This window comes from Pseudomonas rhizosphaerae (assembly GCF_000761155.1).
Classification (GTDB): domain Bacteria; phylum Pseudomonadota; class Gammaproteobacteria; order Pseudomonadales; family Pseudomonadaceae; genus Aquipseudomonas; species Aquipseudomonas rhizosphaerae.
In genome coordinates this window covers 2144555-2162627 of the sequence record NZ_CP009533.1, presented here as the reverse complement: position 1 = coordinate 2162627, position 18073 = coordinate 2144555, and the positions used below count along the sequence as shown (strand labels likewise).

The following is an 18073-nucleotide window of genomic DNA, read 5'->3' as shown; positions in this document are numbered from 1 at the left end:
ACGATGCATCCATACACTCGATTCTTCCCGCATCGCATCAGCCAGGATGAGCTGACCACCGCGCCGCTGATCCATGCTGGCCTGCTGATTGATGACCACGCCGTGCGCGTCACCTTCGAGGGCCGGTCGCTGAGCACCCTGGAGTTGCGCCAGCGCGTCGCAGCCCTGCAACAAGTGCTGGCCGAGCGCGGCTTGCGCGCCGGGCAACGGGTTGCGGTCATGCTGAGCAACAGCGACGACCAGATCGTCCTGATCTATGCGTTGATCTTGAGCGGTCTGGTGTGGATCCCGATCAACACCAAGCTGCGCGGGCCGGGCCTGGACTATCCGTTCGAACATGCGCGCCCGGACCTGGTGGTCGGTGACGCCGAGTTTGCCGAGCGCCTGGCCGCAAGCGCCGCAGCGGACCTGGACTACGTAGGTATCGACGTGCTGCACGAGCAGGCCCTGGCCTGCCCGGACGCAAGCCTGCGCCTGGAGGACAGTGCCGCCCAGGCCACGCTCTGCGTGATCTACACCTCAGGCACCACCGGCGCGCCAAAGGGTGTGGTATTTACCCACCGCATGTTGCGCATCGCCAGCGAGGCAGTGCTGCAGGTCGCCGATGTCAAGGCGGGCGACCGCCTGCTGCTGTGGGAGCCGTTGTGCCACATCGGCGGTGCGCAGATGCTGCTGATGCCTTTTCTGGCCGAAGTCAGCCTGAACGTGGTGCAACGGTTTTCCGCGAGCAAGTTCTGGGCGCAGTGCGTTCAGGTGCAGGCGACCCAACTGCATTATCTGGGCGGGATCATCGATATCCTCATGCAGCAACCCGCCGAGCAGTGGCCCGCCCGGCATGCGCTGCGCACCTTGTGGGGCGCGGGCGTCAGCCTGGCCAACTGGGCGGCCATCGAACAGCGTTTCGGCTGTCCGTTGCGCGAATGCTATGGCATGACCGAGTGTTCCAGCTTCGCCACCTTGAATCGCACCGGCAAGCCGGGCTCCATCGGTCGTGCCCTGCCCTGGTTGAGTCTGGAACTGCTGGACCCCTACGGTCAGCCGGTCGAAGTCGGGCAGTTGGGGGAAATCGTGCTATCCAGCGAAGTCGAGGGCGTGTTCTTGCCAGGCTATCTGGACAACCCAGAAGCCACGGACGCTGCCTTGCGCAACGGAAGACTGTTTACCGGGGACATGGCGCGGATGGATGCCGAAGGTGACCTGTTCTTCGTCGGGCGCCGCACCGACAGCATGCGGGTGCGCGGCGAAAACGTTTCGGCCTGGGAAGTGGAACGGGTGTTCAGTGCCCATCCTGCCGTACAAGCCTGCGCGGCGGTGGGCGTCGAGTCGGCGGTGGGCGAGCAGGAAATCCTGCTGTTCGTGCAGTTGCAGGCCGCTGCCACGCCGGACTGGCCAACCATGCTCGAATGGGCCGCACCCCGTTGCGCCTCCTATCAATTGCCGCGCTATTACCGGCAGGTAGAGCACTTCGAGCTGACCCCCAGCGAACGTATCAAGAAACACCTGCTGCCCAAGGATGTTGGCCAGGCCTGGGACAGCCGCCGTTGAACGCGGCGCCCAGGGAGGCTCGAGTGGTAAGGGGTTAGTGAATAGCGATAGAAAGTGCCGGGCAACTGCCGGATAATCGGTTTTTTTACCACTGTGTTGCGTTCATGGCCCGTACCCCGAAGACTCACCCTGCCGATCCAACGGCTTCCTCGCTCTACGTCCAGTCCGTCGACAAGGCCATGAAGGTGCTCATGGCGTTCGACGGCAGCCAACGCCAGTTGTCGCTGTCCGACATCGCTGGCCTGACCGGCATGGACCTCAGCGCCGCCCAGCGTTTCACCCACACCCTGGCAACCCTGGGCTACCTGAACAAGGACAGCAGCAAGAAGTACGAGTTGTCGCCGCGACTGTTGGACTTCACCTACCACTACCTGACCTCCAGCGAACTGGTGACCCGCGCCGCGCCCTATCTGCAGCAGTTGAGCGCCGACACCGAGGAGGCGACCAACCTGACGGTGCTCGACGGCACCGACATCGTCTACGTGCAACGGATCGTCAGTCGGCATGTGTTCAACGCCAGCGTCATCATCGGCACCCGTCTGCCGGCCTGGTGCACCGCGCCCGGTCAGGCGTTACTGGCGACCTACAGTGACGATGAAGTGAACGATATCTTCGACCGCAGCCAGTTCGTCCAGCACACACCGGCGACCATCACCGACCGCGGACAGATCTGGGCCAGCATCGAACAAATCCGCCAGCGCCGCTACGCCCATACCGAAGACCAGTTCTTCTATGGCGATGTTTCCACCGCGGCGGCCATCGTCGACGGCAACGGGCGCGGCATCGGTGCGGTGAACCTGGCGGTCTCCCGCTCGCGTTGGGTCCCGGAGCGCGACACCAAGCGTTATGCAGACCTGGTGATCAGCGCAGCGTCTTCGATCTCGGTGAAGCGCAAGGTTTGAGTTTCAACCAGAGATCGAAGTGATCTCTTCGCGGCCGAAGACCGCTCCCACAGGGGAGATTTGCGCCAATCTATTGTAGGAGCGGTCCGTGGCCGCGAAAGCCGTGACACGGTCTGCCTGAATCCCTCCCCGTCATCCCCCTGCAACATCCCTGACTTAATCTGCGAGGCTTCCCGACCCGGTGATACACCATGCGCCGTCTGCTTCTCTTACTGTGCATTCTGAGCCTGAGCGCCGGCGCCCTCGCCGGTCCGGACACCTTGCGTATTCAAGGCTCGAACACATTGGGCGCGGCGCTGATGCCGGCGCTTATCCGAGGTTTGCTCGAAGCTCGGGGCATGCACGACATTCGAAAGCTGCACCTGTCCCCCGGCGAACAGGCCATCACCGCGCGGGACACAGAGGGTGCTCCCTTGCGTTTCGTGATCGGCGCCCACGGCTCCAGCACTGGCTTCGACAGCCTGTTGGCCGGGCAAGCGGACCTGGCCGCTTCGTCCCGGCCGATCAGCGAGCAGGAGCGTATGCGCCTGGCGCCCCTGGGTGACCTGACTCGTTTCGCCGCCGAACACGTGATTGCCATCGACGGTGTGGCAGTCATCGTCCATCCGGATAATCCGTTGCGTCAGCTGACCACGCAGCAACTTGCCCAAATGTTCAGCGGCGAGATCGACGACTGGCGGGTGCTGGGCGGCCATGGGCCGATCCATGTGCTGGCCCGTGACGACCGCTCGGGCACTTGGGAGACGTTCCGCGATCAGGTGTTGACGCCGTATGGCAGCCGATTGTCTGGCCATGCCGCCAGGCTGGAATCCAGCGAGCAACTGTCGGACCGGGTCAGCGCCGATCGGCAAGCCATTGGCTTCATCGGTCTCGCCGCGGTCCGCCAGGCGCGCGCACTGGCCATCGTCGATGGCGACAGCCAGGCCATGGCGCCCACGGTCAGCTTGATCGCGACCCAGGACTATCCCCTGACCCGGCGTCTGTACTTGTACAGCCCACCCTCACGGCCTTCGCCCTGGGCCGACGCGTTGATTGCCTTTGCTCAGAGCGAACCGGGCCAGGCCATCGTCGCAAGCCAGGGGTTCGTTGCCCAGACGGTACAAGCCATCAGTGTCCCCGCCTCGCCAGCCATGCCCGCGCTGTATAAGCAACTGGCGCGCGAAGGGCGGCGCCTGTCGGTGAGTTTCCGCTTCGCCGAGGGCAGCGCCACCCTGGATAACAAGGCCATGGCCGATGTGGCCCGCGTGCAGGATTACCTGCGTCGCCATGACCTGCTGCACAACACCACCACCCTGGTCGGTTTCGGCGATGCCAAGGCCGATGCCGCCCGCGCGGTGCTGCTGTCACGGCTACGGGCCATGGCGGTACGCCGGGAACTGGCCAAGGCCGGGGTGGTGTTTCGCGACATCTTGGGCCTGGGTGCGCAATTGCCGGTGGCGACCAACGAGGTCGATGAGGGGCGGATCAAGAATCGTCGGGTTGAAGTCTGGGTTACCCCTCGCGATGAAGGCACGACTACCGGCGTGGCTCAGACACAAAGTGTTACCGGCCAGGCAATGGCGGGAACGCCAGGCGGGTAACAAGGGAACAAATCTGCGTCACTCTGTCGCACGCATTTGGTTTGATAAACGTAAGCTACTGATTTAGAAGGAATCGTAAAAGTTGGCACGCACCCTGCTATGTCTTACGTACAACAATAACAACAACGCGATAAACCAATAACAATAAGACGAAACGACTCTGACATAACAAGAACAAACGCGACAGAGACGTAGCTAACAGATTTTTTTGGAGAAGATGGGCTTTTCAGGGGGTTGCCCCGCAGCCAGGTAGAGAACAACAAAACTACGCCAAGTAGCTACCCACTGGTTGGATCGATGATGAAAGCAGATCAGCGCTCAAAAAAATACGTTTGCTCTTGATCCCTTTTCGGGATCGCACAACAAGCGACAAGGGTCACGGCTGACAAATACAACAACAGGCCGCCCCTCAATAATAAAAAAAGAGCATGCAGAAAAACCTTGAGGGGAGCCTAGGCTCCCCTCAGTGCTTTCCGCGATTTGGATTGCAGGCCCCGTTGCGTATCATGCACAGGGGCGGCACCCGGTCAGATCGGCGAGGCACTCACCACACGCAAGGCCAGACCCTCGTACGGGTCCAGGGTGATGGTGAATTCACCGGCTTCGGTCAAGTCGCCCTCGACCCGCTCGTTGATGATGTCCACCACAGGTCCCGCAGCGATCCCCGGCAGATGCAACGTCTCCACGATCGGCTCGTTGCTGAAGTTCAGGGCCGTGATCTGCGTCCCCTTGCCGGCTGGCAATTCATGCACCATCAGCAACAGCCCGGGGTGCTGCACATCCGGAATCAGAATCTGCTTGCTGGCTGCGATGTCGTAGGCACGCCGTACGGCCAGAATCTTCTTGAGTTGGGAAGCGAAGCTGTCCGGCCGTTGCAGCTGGTCGACCAGATTGCCGTACAGCGTCTTCGGCCGTGGCATGTTGCCGGCGGAGAATTCGGCCGTGGGGTCGAGCCCAACCAGGTCGTAGGCACCTCGGTGGATCCAGCGGGTATCGCCGTCTTCCATCAAATGGGCAACTTGATCGGCTGGCAAGGTCAGCGCGCCGACCAGGTCCCAACCCGACAGCGCGAACACGCCCGGTTGCATGGCGTTGTACATGACCAGCAGCAAGTGAATATGCTGGATCTGCTTGATGTCCTGCTCGGTGATCGCCTCCAGGTCACGAATGCCTAAAGCCGCCGTGATGATGCTGGCGGTGGTGCAGGACACGCCGTTGGTGACGAACTTGAGGTTGTAGGGCGCATGTTCGCCGGCCAGGCGCTCGTACATTTCTTCGCGAATGTGCTCGCGCAGGATGTTGCCGGGGAACGTCTGACCCTGGTACAGGTAGGTGTCGTGGGCGTGCAGGGTCCAGAAATGCACCAACTCGAGGGTGAGCTCGTCGTGGTTCTGCAGCGCATGGATCAACGAGGCGGGATCGATACCGAACGCGTGTACCTGGCGCAGCATCAAGCGCAGGAATTCGGTATTGCCCAGCAACAACGCGTGTTGATACGCGGGCCGGGTGATGAAGTCGTAGGACAGGTCTGCCCCGCCATGGGACATGGAGGCGATGTCGTCGATGGTCAGGTTCAGCTCCTGGAAACTGAATCCGCCCGCCTTGCGAATCGCGCCGCCGAGCAACTGGTTGCCGTTGACCGACAACGGGTGACTTTCCGACCAGGCCGGACCTTCGGCACGCCGCTCGACGCCCAGGAAACCGTTGGCGTCCAGGCGCAGGATACGTGCACCCATCACGTCGATGGAATGCAGGGCATCACCAATGATCATCTGCTGCGCGGCGAAGGTGGGGTCGAGCCAGTTCAGCGAAGGCTGGCCTTCCTTGAAGTAGTGCAGGTACACCCAGCGACGTTGTTTGCCGTCTACACCCACGACGACAGGCGTGGCGCTCCAGTCGGTTTCCTTGACGCCGGGCTCGAAAAAGATCACCCGTTGCAGTTGGCCGACGATGTAGTGCTTGTCCTTGAGGATGTCGCACACTTCAGGCGTCAAGTTGACCGCGTCACGGCCAGCGGCGACCTCGGGCAACAGCCCCCAGTCCTCCTCCTTGATCTCGACCATGTGGTAGAGGCCGGGATAGTCAGCGTAGGCCATTTCGGCCAGGCGAAAATCCGCCCCCTTGCCAGTGTGCGAAGGAATTGCATCGTCGATGACCACGGCGTTGTGGGCTGCAGCCATGCGGCTGAGCTGGATCATGTCGGCATCGGTGCCCAGCTCGGGGTCGATGTCGAAGCTCATGCGGTCGAAATTCCCGTCCACGCTAGGCGTGCGTTCACGTCCGCGCAGGCCGCCGGACAGCTTCAACGGGCCGTTGTGAATGCCCTGGATTCCGATCTCCGACAACGCATGCCATAGGGTTTCGTCGCCCAGGGCCTGCAACACCGAGCCCTCTTCGCGAGTGACGATGGAGGCTGGGTAGGCGGTAAACCAGACCGAAGCAATGGCTGAAGCATCCCGAGGCCTGGCCTGGGCATAGGGTCGTTGCCACATCCGTGCCTGTCCGGCGTACAGCTTGGCGCGCTGTTTGGCCGTGTGCAGCATGGACTGGTCGACCAGCCACTGAATATAGTCCTTGTCCGGCGTCGTCATCGTTACTTGCCCTCGAAAAGTGTCCTACATTGAGAGTACGACGGAAGGTTATCGTTGCATCCGTCGCGGATTTCCCTGAAGGCGCGCGCAGACCTGATCCGACATTCGGTATCACATTCGGTATAAAGCATTGTGCCATCAGGCCGATACAGCATTGGCAGGGGCTGATCCCTGCGCGGGCGATCAACAGGAGAGACCCATGATTACCTTTCTGCTGGGCTGGTGCGCACTGTCCGTTCTCGGGGCTGTGGTTTTCGTTGGGCTGTTGCGTGCAGACAGGCGACGCGAAGCACAAGCCATGGAAACTGCGCGTACAGAGTTTCAACGTGTGCCGTTTCAGACACGCCTGATGGGGTGAATTCGCAAGCTTCGACCGCACGAATGCAGGTCTGGAGGGACGCCGTTGCCGCTCGAACGAGCGGCGGCGAGAGACAGGGCAAGCCGGCCGCCAGGTGCCGGCCTGCCCAGCAGGGTCAGACCTTGACGATCCAACCCTCGGGAGCTTCGACGTCGCCGGACTGGATGCCGGTCAATTCCTTGTACAGGCGGTGGGTGAACGGCCCCACTTCTTCCTGGCTGTAGAAAACGTGCAGCTTGTCCTGGTATTCGATGCCGCCGATCGGGGTGATCACCGCAGCGGTGCCGCAAGCACCGGCTTCCTTGAACCGGTCGAGCTGGTCGATCAGCACATCGCCTTCGATGACTTTCAAGCCCAGGCGCGACTGCGCCAGTTCGATCAATGACAGACGGGTGATGCCAGGCAATACCGACGGCGATTTCGGGGTCACGAACTCGTCGTTTTGAGTAATTGCGAAGAAGTTGGCCGAGCCCACTTCCTCGATCTTGGTGTGGGTCTGTGGATCCAGGTAGATGCAATCGGCGAAGTTGGCTTTCTTGGCATTGGAACCGGGCATCAGGCTCGCAGCGTAGTTGCCACCGACCTTGGCAGCGCCGGTGCCGTTTGGCGCAGCACGGTCATAGCCAGAGATGATGAAGTTGTGCGGTTTCATGCCGCCCTTGAAGTAGGGGCCGACCGGGATGCAGAAGATCGAGAAGATGAACTCGGGTGCGGTGCGCACGCCGATGTTGTCACCCACGCCGATCACGAATGGACGCAGGTACAGGGCGCCGCCGGAACCATAGGGCGGAATGAAGCGCTCGTTGGCCGCGACCACTTTGCGGCAGGCTTCGATGAACACATCGGTGGGTACTTGCGGCATCAACAGGCGACCACAGCTGCGCTGCATGCGCAGGGCATTCTGGTCGGGGCGGAACAGGTTGATCGAGCCATCCTTGCAACGGTAGGCCTTGAGGCCCTCGAAGCACTGCTGCCCATAGTGAAGGGCGGTGGAGCCTTCGCTGATGTGCAATACGTTGTCTTCGGTCAGGTTGCCCTGGTCCCATTCGCCGTCGCGCCAGTGCGACAGGTAGCGCAGATCGGTCTTGATGTAGTCGAAACCCAGTTTGTCCCAGTTGATGCTTTCGTGACCCATGACACCCTCTACCCTTTGGCGATCGCCTGAACAGCACAGGCTTATACGAATGGGCACAACAATACTGCATTTGCTTGCCCTGCGCAGCCTGGCTAGTGGAAATCTCGGCTGCGGACGTCCAGCCCGTGGAGCATCGCGCTGACGTCGGCCATGTGCCCGGCGATGACGTGCCGTACGCCGTCCTTGTGCTCGAAGCGCCCCTTGACCTGCATCATCTGCGACCCTACCAGCACGCGCCGCTGACGCTCGGCCAGATCACGCCAGACCACCACGTTGATCATGCCGAACTCATCCTCCAGCGTGACGAAGGTCACTCCGGTGGCGGTCGACGGCCGCTGTCGCCCCGTCACCAGCCCGGCAACGGTAACCGGGCGCCCGTGGGCCAGGCTCTGCAGGTCGTGGGAACTGCGGCAGCGCAACGCCTGCAACCGCTCGCGCAGCATGGCCAGCGGGTGCGGCCCCAGGGTAGTGCCGAGGCTGGCGTAGTCGGCGTACAGGTCCTCGCCGACACTGGGCACCGGCAAAGCCACGTTGTCCTCGCGCAGGTCCGGCACCTCGGCGAACAACGGCAACTGCTGCTCGACGCTGGCCACGTCCCAGCGTGCCTGATGGCGGTGCCCCACCAGGCCCAGCAAGGCATTGGCGTCGGCCAGTTGCTCCAGGGCGCGATTGTCCAGCCCGCAACGCCGGGCCAGGTCGGTCACATCGAGGAACGGGCCAGCCTGACGGGCTTGCTGCACCGCACGCCCAGCCTCTTCACGCAGGCCCTTGACCATCCGCAACCCCAGGCGAATCGCCGGTTGCCCGGCAGCGCTAGGCTGCAAGCTGCAGTCCCAGTCGCTGTGGCACACGTCCACGGCCAGGATCTGCAGATGATGGCGGCGTGCATCCTGCAGGATCTGGTCGGGGCTGTAGAAGCCCATGGGCCAACTGTTGATCAAGGCGCAGGCAAAGGCTGCCGGCTCATGGCACTTGAGCCAGCAACTGGCGTAGGTCAACAAGGCAAAGCTGGCGGCGTGGGATTCGGGAAAGCCGTAGCTGCCAAAGCCCTTGATCTGCTCGAAGATGCGTTCGGCGAATTCACGGGTGTAGCCGTTCTTGAGCATGCCTTCGGTGAGGCGGATCTGATGGGGCTCCAAACCGCCATGGCGTTTCCAGGCGGCCATCGAGCGACGTAGTTGGTCGGCCTCACCCGGTGTGTAGCCGGCGGCGACGATGGCCAGCTCCATCACCTGCTCCTGGAAAAGGGGCACACCCAAGGTTCGCTCGAAAACCTTTTTCAGGGCTTCGGAGGGATAGCTGACCGTCTCCTGACCATTGCGCCGGCGCAAGTACGGATGAACCATGTCGCCAACGATGGGCCCCGGTCGGACGATGGCGACCTCGATCACCAGATCGTAGAACGTCCTGGGCTGCAGGCGCGGGAGCATGGCCATCTGGGCCCGGGATTCGATCTGGAACACGCCGATGGTATCGGCCCGGCTGATCATGGCGTAGGTCTGCGGGCACTCCTTGGGCAATGTCGAAAGGGTCAGATCGCGGCCACGGTACCCACGCACCAGATCGAAACAGCGGCGGATCGCGCTGAGCATGCCCAGGGCCAGGATGTCGACCTTCAACAGGCCCACGGCATCCAGGTCGTCCTTGTCCCACTGGATCACTGTACGCTCGGCCATGGCCGCGTTCTCGACCGGCACCAAGGTGTGCAAGGGATGCTCGGAAATGACGAAACCGCCCGGATGCTGGGACAGGTGACGGGGGAAACCGATCAGTTGCTCGGTCAGCGCCATGACCCGCTTGAGCACCGGGCTTTCGGTGTCGAAGCCGGCTTCGACCAACCGCTCGACCGGGGGCAGGTGGTCGCTCCAGCGGCCGAAGCAATCGGCTAGCGCTGTGATCTGGTCCGGCGGCAGACCCAACGCCCGCGCAACATCACGCACCGCACCGGCGCCTCGATAGCTGCTGGCGACGGCGGTGAGGGCCGCACGGTCGCGACCGTAGCGACGAAACACGTACTGCAGGACTTCCTCGCGGCGCTCGTGCTCGAAATCCACGTCGATGTCCGGCGGTTCGTTGCGCTCCTTGGAGATGAAGCGCTCGAACAGCATGTGCGTGTCGCGCGGGTCCAGTTCGGTGATACCCAGGGCGAAACAGACCACCGAATTGGCGGCCGAACCGCGCCCCTGACAGAGAATGTGCCGCTCGCGGGCAAAGCGGACAATGTCGTGGACGGTCAGGAAATAGCTTTCATAGCCCAGTTCGATAATCAGCTGCAGTTCCTTGTCGAGCAACGCCTGGACTTCGTCGTCCACCCCCGACGGCCAGCGCCAGCGCGCGCCCTGGGCGCTCAGGTGACGCAGCCAGGAGCCGGCGTCATGGCCGCGGGGGACCAGCTCGCGGGGATATTGATACCGCAGCTGGCCCAGGTCGAAACTGCAGCGCCGGGCTATGTTCAGGGTTTCCTCGAGCAGCGCAGCCGGGTAGATGTCGGCCAGTTGCGGCAATGTGCGCAAGTGACGCTCGCCATTGGCGAACAAGACATGCCCGGCCTGGGCAACCGGTACGTGATGGCGGATGGCGGTGATTGTGTCCTGCAAGGCGCGTCGACCTCGAGCATGCATGTGCACGTCGCCGCAGGCCACCGCCGGCAGGCCCAAGGTCCTGGCCAGCTCGAGCAGCCCGTGCAGGCGCCGTTGGTCATCCGCACCGCGGTGCAACTGCACGGCCACCCACAGGCGCTCGGCAAAACGCCCCTTGAGCCAGTGGCCGTGGGCCAGATCGTGAGGCTCATCGGCTATCCACAGGGCCAGCAAGCCCTCGCGCTCGACCTCGTCGAGGTCTTCGCGCAGCAACCGGTACTGGCCTTTGCTAGCGCGCCGGCGCGCCAGCGTGATCAGGCGGCACAAAGCCTGGTAGCCGCCCAGATCCTGCGCCAGCAACACCAGCTTGGGCCCCTGCTCGATACGCATCTCACTGCCCACGATCAGCGTCATCGAGTGGGCCTGGGCGGCTTGCCACGCCCGCACGATACCAGCCATGGTGCATTCATCGGTGATCGCCAACGCCTGATAGCCCAGCGCCGCTGCCTTGGCAAACAGCTCATCGGCACTCGAGGCTCCGCGCTGAAAGCTGAAGTTGGACAAGCAATGCAACTCGGCGTAGCCCTGGCTCATGCGAACCACCCCTGCAGCAGCAACGGCTGATCATCGCCCACGGCCCGGTAGGCCCAGCCCCGCCGTCCTGCCGAGGTTTCGACCAGATAGTAGTCACGGCGCACATCGCCACCGTCCCACCAGCCCGATTCGATGCGCTCAGGCCCCGCCAGCACGCGCAAGCCGTGGTCCGGCAAAGGCTCAGCCTGTGGCAGCAACCACCCTGGCCGCTGGGCGCTCAGGTCCAGCGAGGCCGGCAACCAGGGACCATCGTTGCGCCAGGCGCGCTCGGGGCGATGGTCCGCGTGGGCGCGCAAGTCTTGCAGGGCATCGTTGCCGAGGCGCGCGCGCAAGCGTTCGCGCAATTGCTCCCAGGGCTGGGTCTGTTGCGGTCGCTGATCGAACAGCTCCTTGCAGACAGGTACGAAACGCGGCAGATCGAGCGCGCTCAGGCGCACACCCTGTACCGGTCGGGGTACCTGCATAGGTTCGAACCGGCCGCGGGCCAGTTCGAACAACAAGGCCGCGTCCCGTTCGGCGGCCAGCAATCCAACGTCGACCTGCGTGTCCTCGCCCTCGGCATGTTCGAGGTGCACGGTGAAACGCTGCACCCCCACGTCCCGGCCAGCCAGGTACGCCGCCAGGTCATTGATCAGGCGGCGCAAGGGAAACAACAGCGCCTGATGAGATTCCACATCGAAATTGAGCTCGATGCGCTGGTCGAATACATCGGCGGGAATGAAGAATTCCAGCGCCAGCGGGCGGTGCCCCAGCAGGGTGTCCAGATGGCTAAGCACCTGGGCCGGAAAACGCCTCGCCAATTGCGCCCTGGGCAAGGCGAACACTTGACCCAAGTGGCGCATGCCCATGCGCTTGAGCGCGGTGGCGTCGTCGGGTGCAAGGCCGACCCGCTCCACTGGCAATTGCTGGAGGATATCGGCCAGGGCGCATTGATCTTCGACGCCGAGGCCATCGTAGGCATTGGCCAGCATGCGGGCAGCAGCCGGGTTGGGCGCCAGGGTGATGCGGTGGCGAAAGCCCAGGGCGGTCAGTTCAGCGCGCAAGCGGGCCTCGAACTGAGGCCAGGGGCCGAACAGGCCCAAGGTTGATTGGACTTCCAACAACAGCACACGGGGGTAATGTACGCTGACCTGTGAGCTGAACCGGTAGGCCCAGGCCGCCAGGAAGCGCTGCCAGTGCTCGATCTGGGCCGGGTCGTAGGGCGCCGTGGCGAAGTCGCGGCTGAGCATGTAGGCGGCGGTGAGCGACTGCCCCGGTTTCAGGCCCAATGCTCGCGCGGCCGGGTTGACCGCCTGCAGTACCCGCCGCTGCACCGGCCCGGTGATCAGGGCAAGGGGCTGTTGCGGATCGTCGCGCTGGCGCAGCACGGCATCGAGGGCCAGTTGCGGCAGCAGAATGCAGGCCCAAAGCATGGCAATCTCAAGCGTAACTGGCGAAAGTGATGGGCATCGCGGGGGGGATCCCGCCGCGACATTTGAGCACTTGCACCTGCCCCGCAGGCCCTTGCAGCGCGAGCCGCAGGGCGGCTGGCGAGGGGTTTTGCGCCGCCTGTCGTTCGCGCAAGGCGAAGCCCAGGGTCTCGCCGGTTTCCGCTGCCACCTGCAAGCGTCGCAAGGCTTTGTCGTCGGGATTTTGCGGCCAGCACAACACGGCTGCACAACTGCCCGAGCGCAGGCATTGCTCGGCGGCCCACAAAGCATCCTTGCCCTGGGCCTGAAGCACGGACAAGTGCTGCAAACGTACACCGGCCGCCATCCAGGCATGCGGGTAGGGAATGAACGGCGGCGCTATCAAAACGATTCGTTCACCGGCCTGGCTCAAACGCGCCAGCGTCGGCCAGAGCAGCTGCAATTCGCCGCTGCCGTTGGCGGCAAGCAGGATTTCACTCAGTGCCGCCGGTGGCCAACCACCGCTGGGCAGCACCGCGTCGAGGGCGGCATGGCCAGTGGGCTGCACGCCACTGGGGCCAGGCTCCTGGCGACCGCGCCAGATGCGACGTTGGTCGATCAGCCCTTCCAGGCTGACCACTGCGCCCATCACTGCCCTGCCCTCATGGCCAGGCGGGGCAGGAAAAAGCGGTCGGTGAGTGGGAGTGATCTGTTCATGGGTGCATTTTTACTACTGTATGCATGAACAGTAAAGCACCTATTTTAACTTGTCGTTATCGAGCACGCGATCGGCGCCCGTCACTCGGGTTTCGCGACCAGTATCTTGCGCAGCGGAAAGCGCGAGGCGCCACTCCACCCCAGGAACTCCTGTTCGACCATGGGCCGGGCGAAATAGAAACCCTGGGCCTCGTCGCAGCCCAGGGCGCGCACCATCTGCATGCACTTGAAGGTTTCCACGCCTTCGGCCACCGTGCGGTAGCCCAGCTTGCGTGCCAGCTCCAGCACCGCCTGGACGATCAGTTGATGCCGGGGGTTGTGCTCCACGCCAGTGATCATCGATTTGTCGAGCTTCACCACGTTGGCCGGTATTTCGTGCAAGTAGGAGAAGTTGCTGTAGCCGGTACCGAAATCGTCGATTGCCACATCCACACCCAGGTCGCGAATGGCCACCAATTGAGTCAGCACCTGGGGGTTGGAGTGCAGCCACTCTCCTTCGGTGATCTCGACCTCCAGGCGCTCCGGATCGACGCCATGGGTACGACAGGCATTGCTGATGACTTGGGTAATGTCGTGGCCGTCGAAATCCAGTGCCGAAAGGTTCACCGACAGCTTGGTCAGGACCGTGGCTGGCCATTGGGCGAGCTTGGCCAAGGCCGCGTCGATCACCCAACGCGTCACACCATGGATCAGTGCATTCTTTTCCAGCACCGGAATGAATTCGGCCGGCGAGACCGGGCCCAGCCTCGGGTGCTCCCAGCGCAGCAAGGCTTCGGCGCTGACCTGGTCACCCTCGCGCAGCGCGAAACGTGGCTGGAACACCAGGCGCAACTGTCCATCACGCATCGCCTGGGTGACGTCGGAAGCCAGCTTGAAAGACCTTCGATAGGCGTTGTCGCGCACCGGGTCGTACCATGCCCATGCGTGGCCGCCGAGCAGGGCAAGTTCGGCGGCGTACATGGCCTTGCGCAGTGCATCGCGGACCGCTTCGAAGCTGATCGTAAAGGGCGTGACCCCAGCGCGCACACTGGGGCGAACCGGCATGCCTTCGATCTGGGTGGTGCAGCGCAAGGCGTGCACCATGACATCCAGGTAGCCACCGACATCGGCGTGCGCGGCGTCGAGCACGAAGGCGAAGCGTTTGCGCCCGATGTGATAGACCCGCCCCTGGCTTGCACGCAAACGCACCAGTCGGCGGGCGATGCAGCACAGCAGGTTCTCGAATGGGACCATGCCCAGGGCCAGCGTCATGTCGTGGGCCCAGGCGGTGTCCATGGCATCGATCAGCACCAGATAGCGAGATTCGTCCGGATGCTGCAGCAGCAAATGACCCAGGTCGGTGAGGAATTGCCGGCGATCGGGCAACTGGGTAAGCCGATCGCACGACAGGGAAGCCTGAGCAGAAGCATGGACAGTATCCAACATCAAACTTTCCTGCGAATGACAGGCTCGAGCTTCCTGCGAGAGACCGGCGAGTGGTTCTGAGTGTATTCATTCAGAAAAATGGCCGGTGAGTCGCCAGCCATTTGAGTGGTGGCAAAATAACATCGCACTAAATGATTGCCAAGCCCCATCTGTTCGGTAGTCAACCTGCGAACATCGGAACGAGCGGCGACGCTGCTACACTGGGGCAAACCTTGGGAAGGAATGGACGATTCATGCTTGAAGCCTTGCTGTTCGACCTCGATGGCACTCTGACAGAAACCGACGCGCTGCACCTGCTTGCCGTCCAGCAATTGCTGGCCGAGGAAGGTCGCGAATTCACCCACGAAGAGTTCCAGTTGCATGCCAGTGGCCGGGCCAATGCCGATATGTGCCAGTACCTGTTCCCTGACCGCTCGGTGGCCGAACATGAAGCCTTTGCCGATCGCAAGGAAGCGCGCTTTCGCGAGCTTGCACCGCAGCTCGCTCCGATTGCCGGGCTGCTGCGCCTGCTCGACTACGCCGAGCAGCAACATCTCGGCATGGTGGTGGTGACCAACGCCCCACGCGCCAATGCCGAGCACATGCTCGACGCTCTGGGCCTGGCCGAACGCCTGCCGAATGTGGTGGTTGCCGAAGAGCTGGAACGGGCCAAGCCCGACCCCCTGCCCTACCTGACCGGCTTGCAACGCCTGGGCGCCCATGCCGACGCAGGTATCGCCTTCGAAGACTCGGTGCCCGGCGTGACTGCGGCAGTGGCCGCCGGCCTGTTCACCGTCGCCCTGTCGACCAGCCAGTCGGCGCAGACTTTGCGCTCCGCCGGCGCCAACCTGGTGATCGAATCCTACGAGGACGAAAACCTCTGGATTCATATCGAAAAGATGCACAAAGGCTAGCAAATACGCGATCCCCCGTAGCAGCGGCGCGAGCCGCGTCGGCGGCATGTGCGGTGTCCATCTATCGCGGTGATCCATTCGCGGGTAGAACCCGCTCCCACAGGCACCGGTGTTACAAGGTATTGTTGAGCAGGAAATTGCCGGGGCGCTGGGGGGCTTCGCTCTCGATTTCCGGTACCAGGGCTTCGTCTTTCAGGTGGACGCCCGACAACTGGCGCTTGCAGGCCTCGCGCATGAGGTACTGCAACTTATGGGCAGCGGTGGCGTAGCTCAGGCCCTCCAGGCGTACGTTGGAAATGCAATTGCGCGCGGCATCGTTCAACCCCACCCGCGGCGCATAGGTGAAATACAGCCCGAGGCTGTCGGGCGAACTCAGGCCGGGCCGTTCGCCGATCAGCAGCACCACCATACGCGCGCCCAGCGCTTGCGCCACTTCATCGGCCACCGCCACTCGACCCTGCTCAACCAGGCACACCGGCGCAAGGCTCCAGCCCTCGTCAGCAGCGATCCGTTCGATGCGCTCAAGCATGGGCAGCGCATGCCGGTGGACCGCCAGCGCAGAGAGACCATCGGCGATCACCACGGCCAGGTCGAAACCGCTCGCATGCTCGGCGGCGTGGGTAAGCAACGCCTGCAACGACGCCTCATCCAGTCGCCGCCCCAAGTCCGGCCGCTGCAGATAGACATGGCGGTCAGCCGCCGCGCTGTGCAGACTCAGGCTGTCGGGACGGGCCTGTGCCAGCGCAGCCTGATCGAACGGCAGGTGAACGGCATCGCGGGCTTGCGCATGGGCATACTGGAAGTCCAACTGGGCACTGCTGGGCAGGCTCGTGCCCGCCCGGCCCAAGGCAATACGCGCCGGTGTCAGTGCACGCAACGCATGCCAGGGATCACCTTGTGTCAGCGTCTTATCGTTCATGAGTTACTTTCCACCCCATCGCTATGACCAGACGAAACCGGCGCTTCAACCCAGCCGCCCCAGTGCTTTGCCGAACAACGGTGGCACGCCGCTGCCCAGACGGAGCTGGCCATCCTTCTGTTGCAGAATGTCCATGCGCGCCAGCCATTCCTCGAACTCAGGCGCCGGACGCAGGCCCAGGGTCTTGCGCGCGTACAGGGCATCGTGAAAGGAGGTGGTCTGGTAATTGAGCATGATGTCGTCCGACCCCGGAATACCCATGATGAAATTGATCCCTGCCACTCCCAGCAACGTCAACAGCATGTCCATGTCATCCTGATCGGCCTCGGCATGATTGGTGTAGCAGATGTCGCAGCCCATCGGCACCCCCATCAGCTTGCCGCAGAAATGATCCTCGAGCCCGGCGCGGATGATCTGCTTGCCGTTATAGAGGTATTCCGGACCGATGAAACCGACCACGGTGTTGACCAGAAACGGATTGAATCGTCGCGCCACGGCATAGGCCCGCGCCTCGCAGGTCTGCTGGTCGACGCCGTGGTGGGCATTGGCGGACAACGCACTGCCCTGCCCCGTCTCGAAGTACATCAAATTGTTGCCCTGAGTCCCGCGCCGCAGGCTGAGACCCGCTTCATAACCTTCCTGCAACACCGCCAGGCTGACGCCGAAACCTTCGTTGGCCGCTTGCGTCCCGGCAATGGACTGGAACACCAGGTCCAGCGGCACGCCACGCTCGATGGCGGCTATGGAAGACGTCACATGGGTGAGCACGCAGGATTGGGTGGGGATGCCGTAATGCTCGATTACGCCATCGAGCATCTTCAACAGCTCGCTGATGGCGCTCAGGCTGTCACTGGCCGGGTTGATGCCGATCATGGCATCGCCGTTACTGTACAACAGGCCGTCCAGGACACTGGCGGCAATGCCGGCCGGATCGTCCGTTGGATGGTTGGGCTGCAGGCGGGTCGACATGCGCCCACGCAAGCCGACCGTGTTGCGAAAGCGCGTCACCACGCGAATTTTCTGCGCCACCAGTACCAGGTCCTGCACGCGCATGATCTTCGACACGGCGGCGGCCATTTCCGGCGTGATGCCGGGCGCCAGCGCGCGCAGGCTGGTTTCGGTGGCCGCGTCGCCGAGCAGCCAATCGCGGAAGCCGCCCACGGTCAAATGGCTGACCGCAGCGAAAGCCTGCGCATCATGGGTGTCGACGATCAGCCGAGTGACTTCGTCTTCTTCATAAGGAATCAGCGCCTCGTCCAGAAAACGCTTGAGCGGCACGTCCGCAAGGGTCATCTGCGCCGCCGCGCGCTCGGCATCGCTGCTGGCGGCGATCTCGGCCAGGTAGTCCCCCGAGCGTGCCGGACTGGCTTTGGCCATCAACTGGCGAAGGCTGTCGAAACGCCAGGTTTGCCCGCCGATGCTGTGCACGAAACTCATGCTGCCCTCC

13 protein-coding genes are annotated in these 18073 nt (G+C 63.0%); 5 read left to right on the top strand and 8 right to left on the bottom strand.

From position 1 onward, the window contains the following. Positions 1–3 precede the first annotated feature (3 nt). The 3 genes from LT40_RS09625 (at position 4) to LT40_RS09615 (ending at position 4027) form a co-directional block, all read left to right on the top strand. Positions 4–1545, top strand: a complete 1542-nt coding sequence (locus tag LT40_RS09625) for an AMP-binding protein (RefSeq protein WP_043189338.1) — start codon at positions 4–6, stop codon at positions 1543–1545. Between the two features lie 104 nt (positions 1546–1649). Beyond that, on the top strand, positions 1650–2447 hold the full coding sequence (locus LT40_RS09620; RefSeq protein WP_052393370.1) for an IclR family transcriptional regulator: 798 nt from the start codon (positions 1650–1652) through the stop codon (positions 2445–2447). Positions 2448–2638: 191 nt separating this feature from the next. Next, complete coding sequence (locus tag LT40_RS09615) at positions 2639–4027, top strand: substrate-binding domain-containing protein (RefSeq protein WP_084139776.1); 1389 nt, start codon at positions 2639–2641, stop codon at positions 4025–4027. Positions 4028–4554: 527 nt separating this feature from the next. Here the strand turns inward: LT40_RS09615 and treS are convergent. Then, entirely contained in the window at positions 4555–6618 is a 2064-nt protein-coding gene (gene treS, locus LT40_RS09610) for a maltose alpha-D-glucosyltransferase (protein ID WP_043189335.1), read from the bottom strand. Positions 6619–6817: 199 nt separating this feature from the next. Here treS and LT40_RS21685 point away from each other — a divergent pair, with 199 nt between their 5' ends. Continuing rightward, complete coding sequence (locus LT40_RS21685; protein WP_158497443.1) at positions 6818–6976, top strand: hypothetical protein; 159 nt, start codon at positions 6818–6820, stop codon at positions 6974–6976. Positions 6977–7091: 115 nt separating this feature from the next. On the opposite strand, the gene LT40_RS09605 is transcribed toward LT40_RS21685, so the two are convergent. The 5 genes from LT40_RS09605 to LT40_RS09585 all read right to left on the bottom strand — a co-directional run bounded on the left by LT40_RS09605 (position 7092) and on the right by LT40_RS09585 (position 14814). After that, positions 7092–8111 carry a branched-chain amino acid aminotransferase gene (locus LT40_RS09605; protein WP_043189332.1) on the bottom strand — a complete coding sequence of 340 codons (1020 nt, stop codon included), beginning with the start codon at positions 8109–8111 and terminating at the stop codon, positions 7092–7094. Positions 8112–8203: 92 nt separating this feature from the next. Further along, on the bottom strand, positions 8204–11284 hold the full coding sequence (locus LT40_RS09600) for an error-prone DNA polymerase (protein ID WP_043189328.1): 3081 nt from the start codon (positions 11282–11284) through the stop codon (positions 8204–8206). Further along, the gene (locus tag LT40_RS09595) at positions 11281–12696 is read right to left on the bottom strand and encodes a Y-family DNA polymerase (RefSeq protein ID WP_043189325.1); all 1416 of its coding nucleotides are present in this window, start codon (positions 12694–12696) and stop codon (positions 11281–11283) included. Before LT40_RS09595 ends, LT40_RS09600 begins: the two co-directional genes overlap by 4 nt. Before the next feature lie 7 nt (positions 12697–12703). After that, complete coding sequence (gene imuA, locus LT40_RS09590) at positions 12704–13321, bottom strand: translesion DNA synthesis-associated protein ImuA (RefSeq protein WP_043189321.1); 618 nt, start codon at positions 13319–13321, stop codon at positions 12704–12706. Positions 13322–13470: 149 nt separating this feature from the next. After that, positions 13471–14814 carry a putative bifunctional diguanylate cyclase/phosphodiesterase gene (locus LT40_RS09585; RefSeq protein WP_043189319.1) on the bottom strand — a complete coding sequence of 448 codons (1344 nt, stop codon included), beginning with the start codon at positions 14812–14814 and terminating at the stop codon, positions 13471–13473. 233 nt (positions 14815–15047) lie between these two features. On the opposite strand from LT40_RS09585, the gene LT40_RS09580 reads away from it, so the two are divergent. Further along, positions 15048–15707 carry an HAD family hydrolase gene (locus LT40_RS09580; RefSeq protein ID WP_043189315.1) on the top strand — a complete coding sequence of 220 codons (660 nt, stop codon included), beginning with the start codon at positions 15048–15050 and terminating at the stop codon, positions 15705–15707. 112 nt (positions 15708–15819) lie between these two features. Here the strand turns inward: LT40_RS09580 and eutC are convergent, their stop codons facing one another. Next, positions 15820–16626, bottom strand: coding sequence for an ethanolamine ammonia-lyase subunit EutC (eutC, locus tag LT40_RS09575; RefSeq protein WP_043189312.1), 807 nt, complete (start codon positions 16624–16626; stop codon positions 15820–15822). 45 nt (positions 16627–16671) lie between these two features. Next, positions 16672–18063 (bottom strand): ethanolamine ammonia-lyase subunit EutB, encoded by a 1392-nt coding sequence (locus tag LT40_RS09570; protein WP_043189310.1) that lies wholly within the window; start codon positions 18061–18063, stop codon positions 16672–16674. Positions 18064–18073 lie beyond the last annotated feature (10 nt).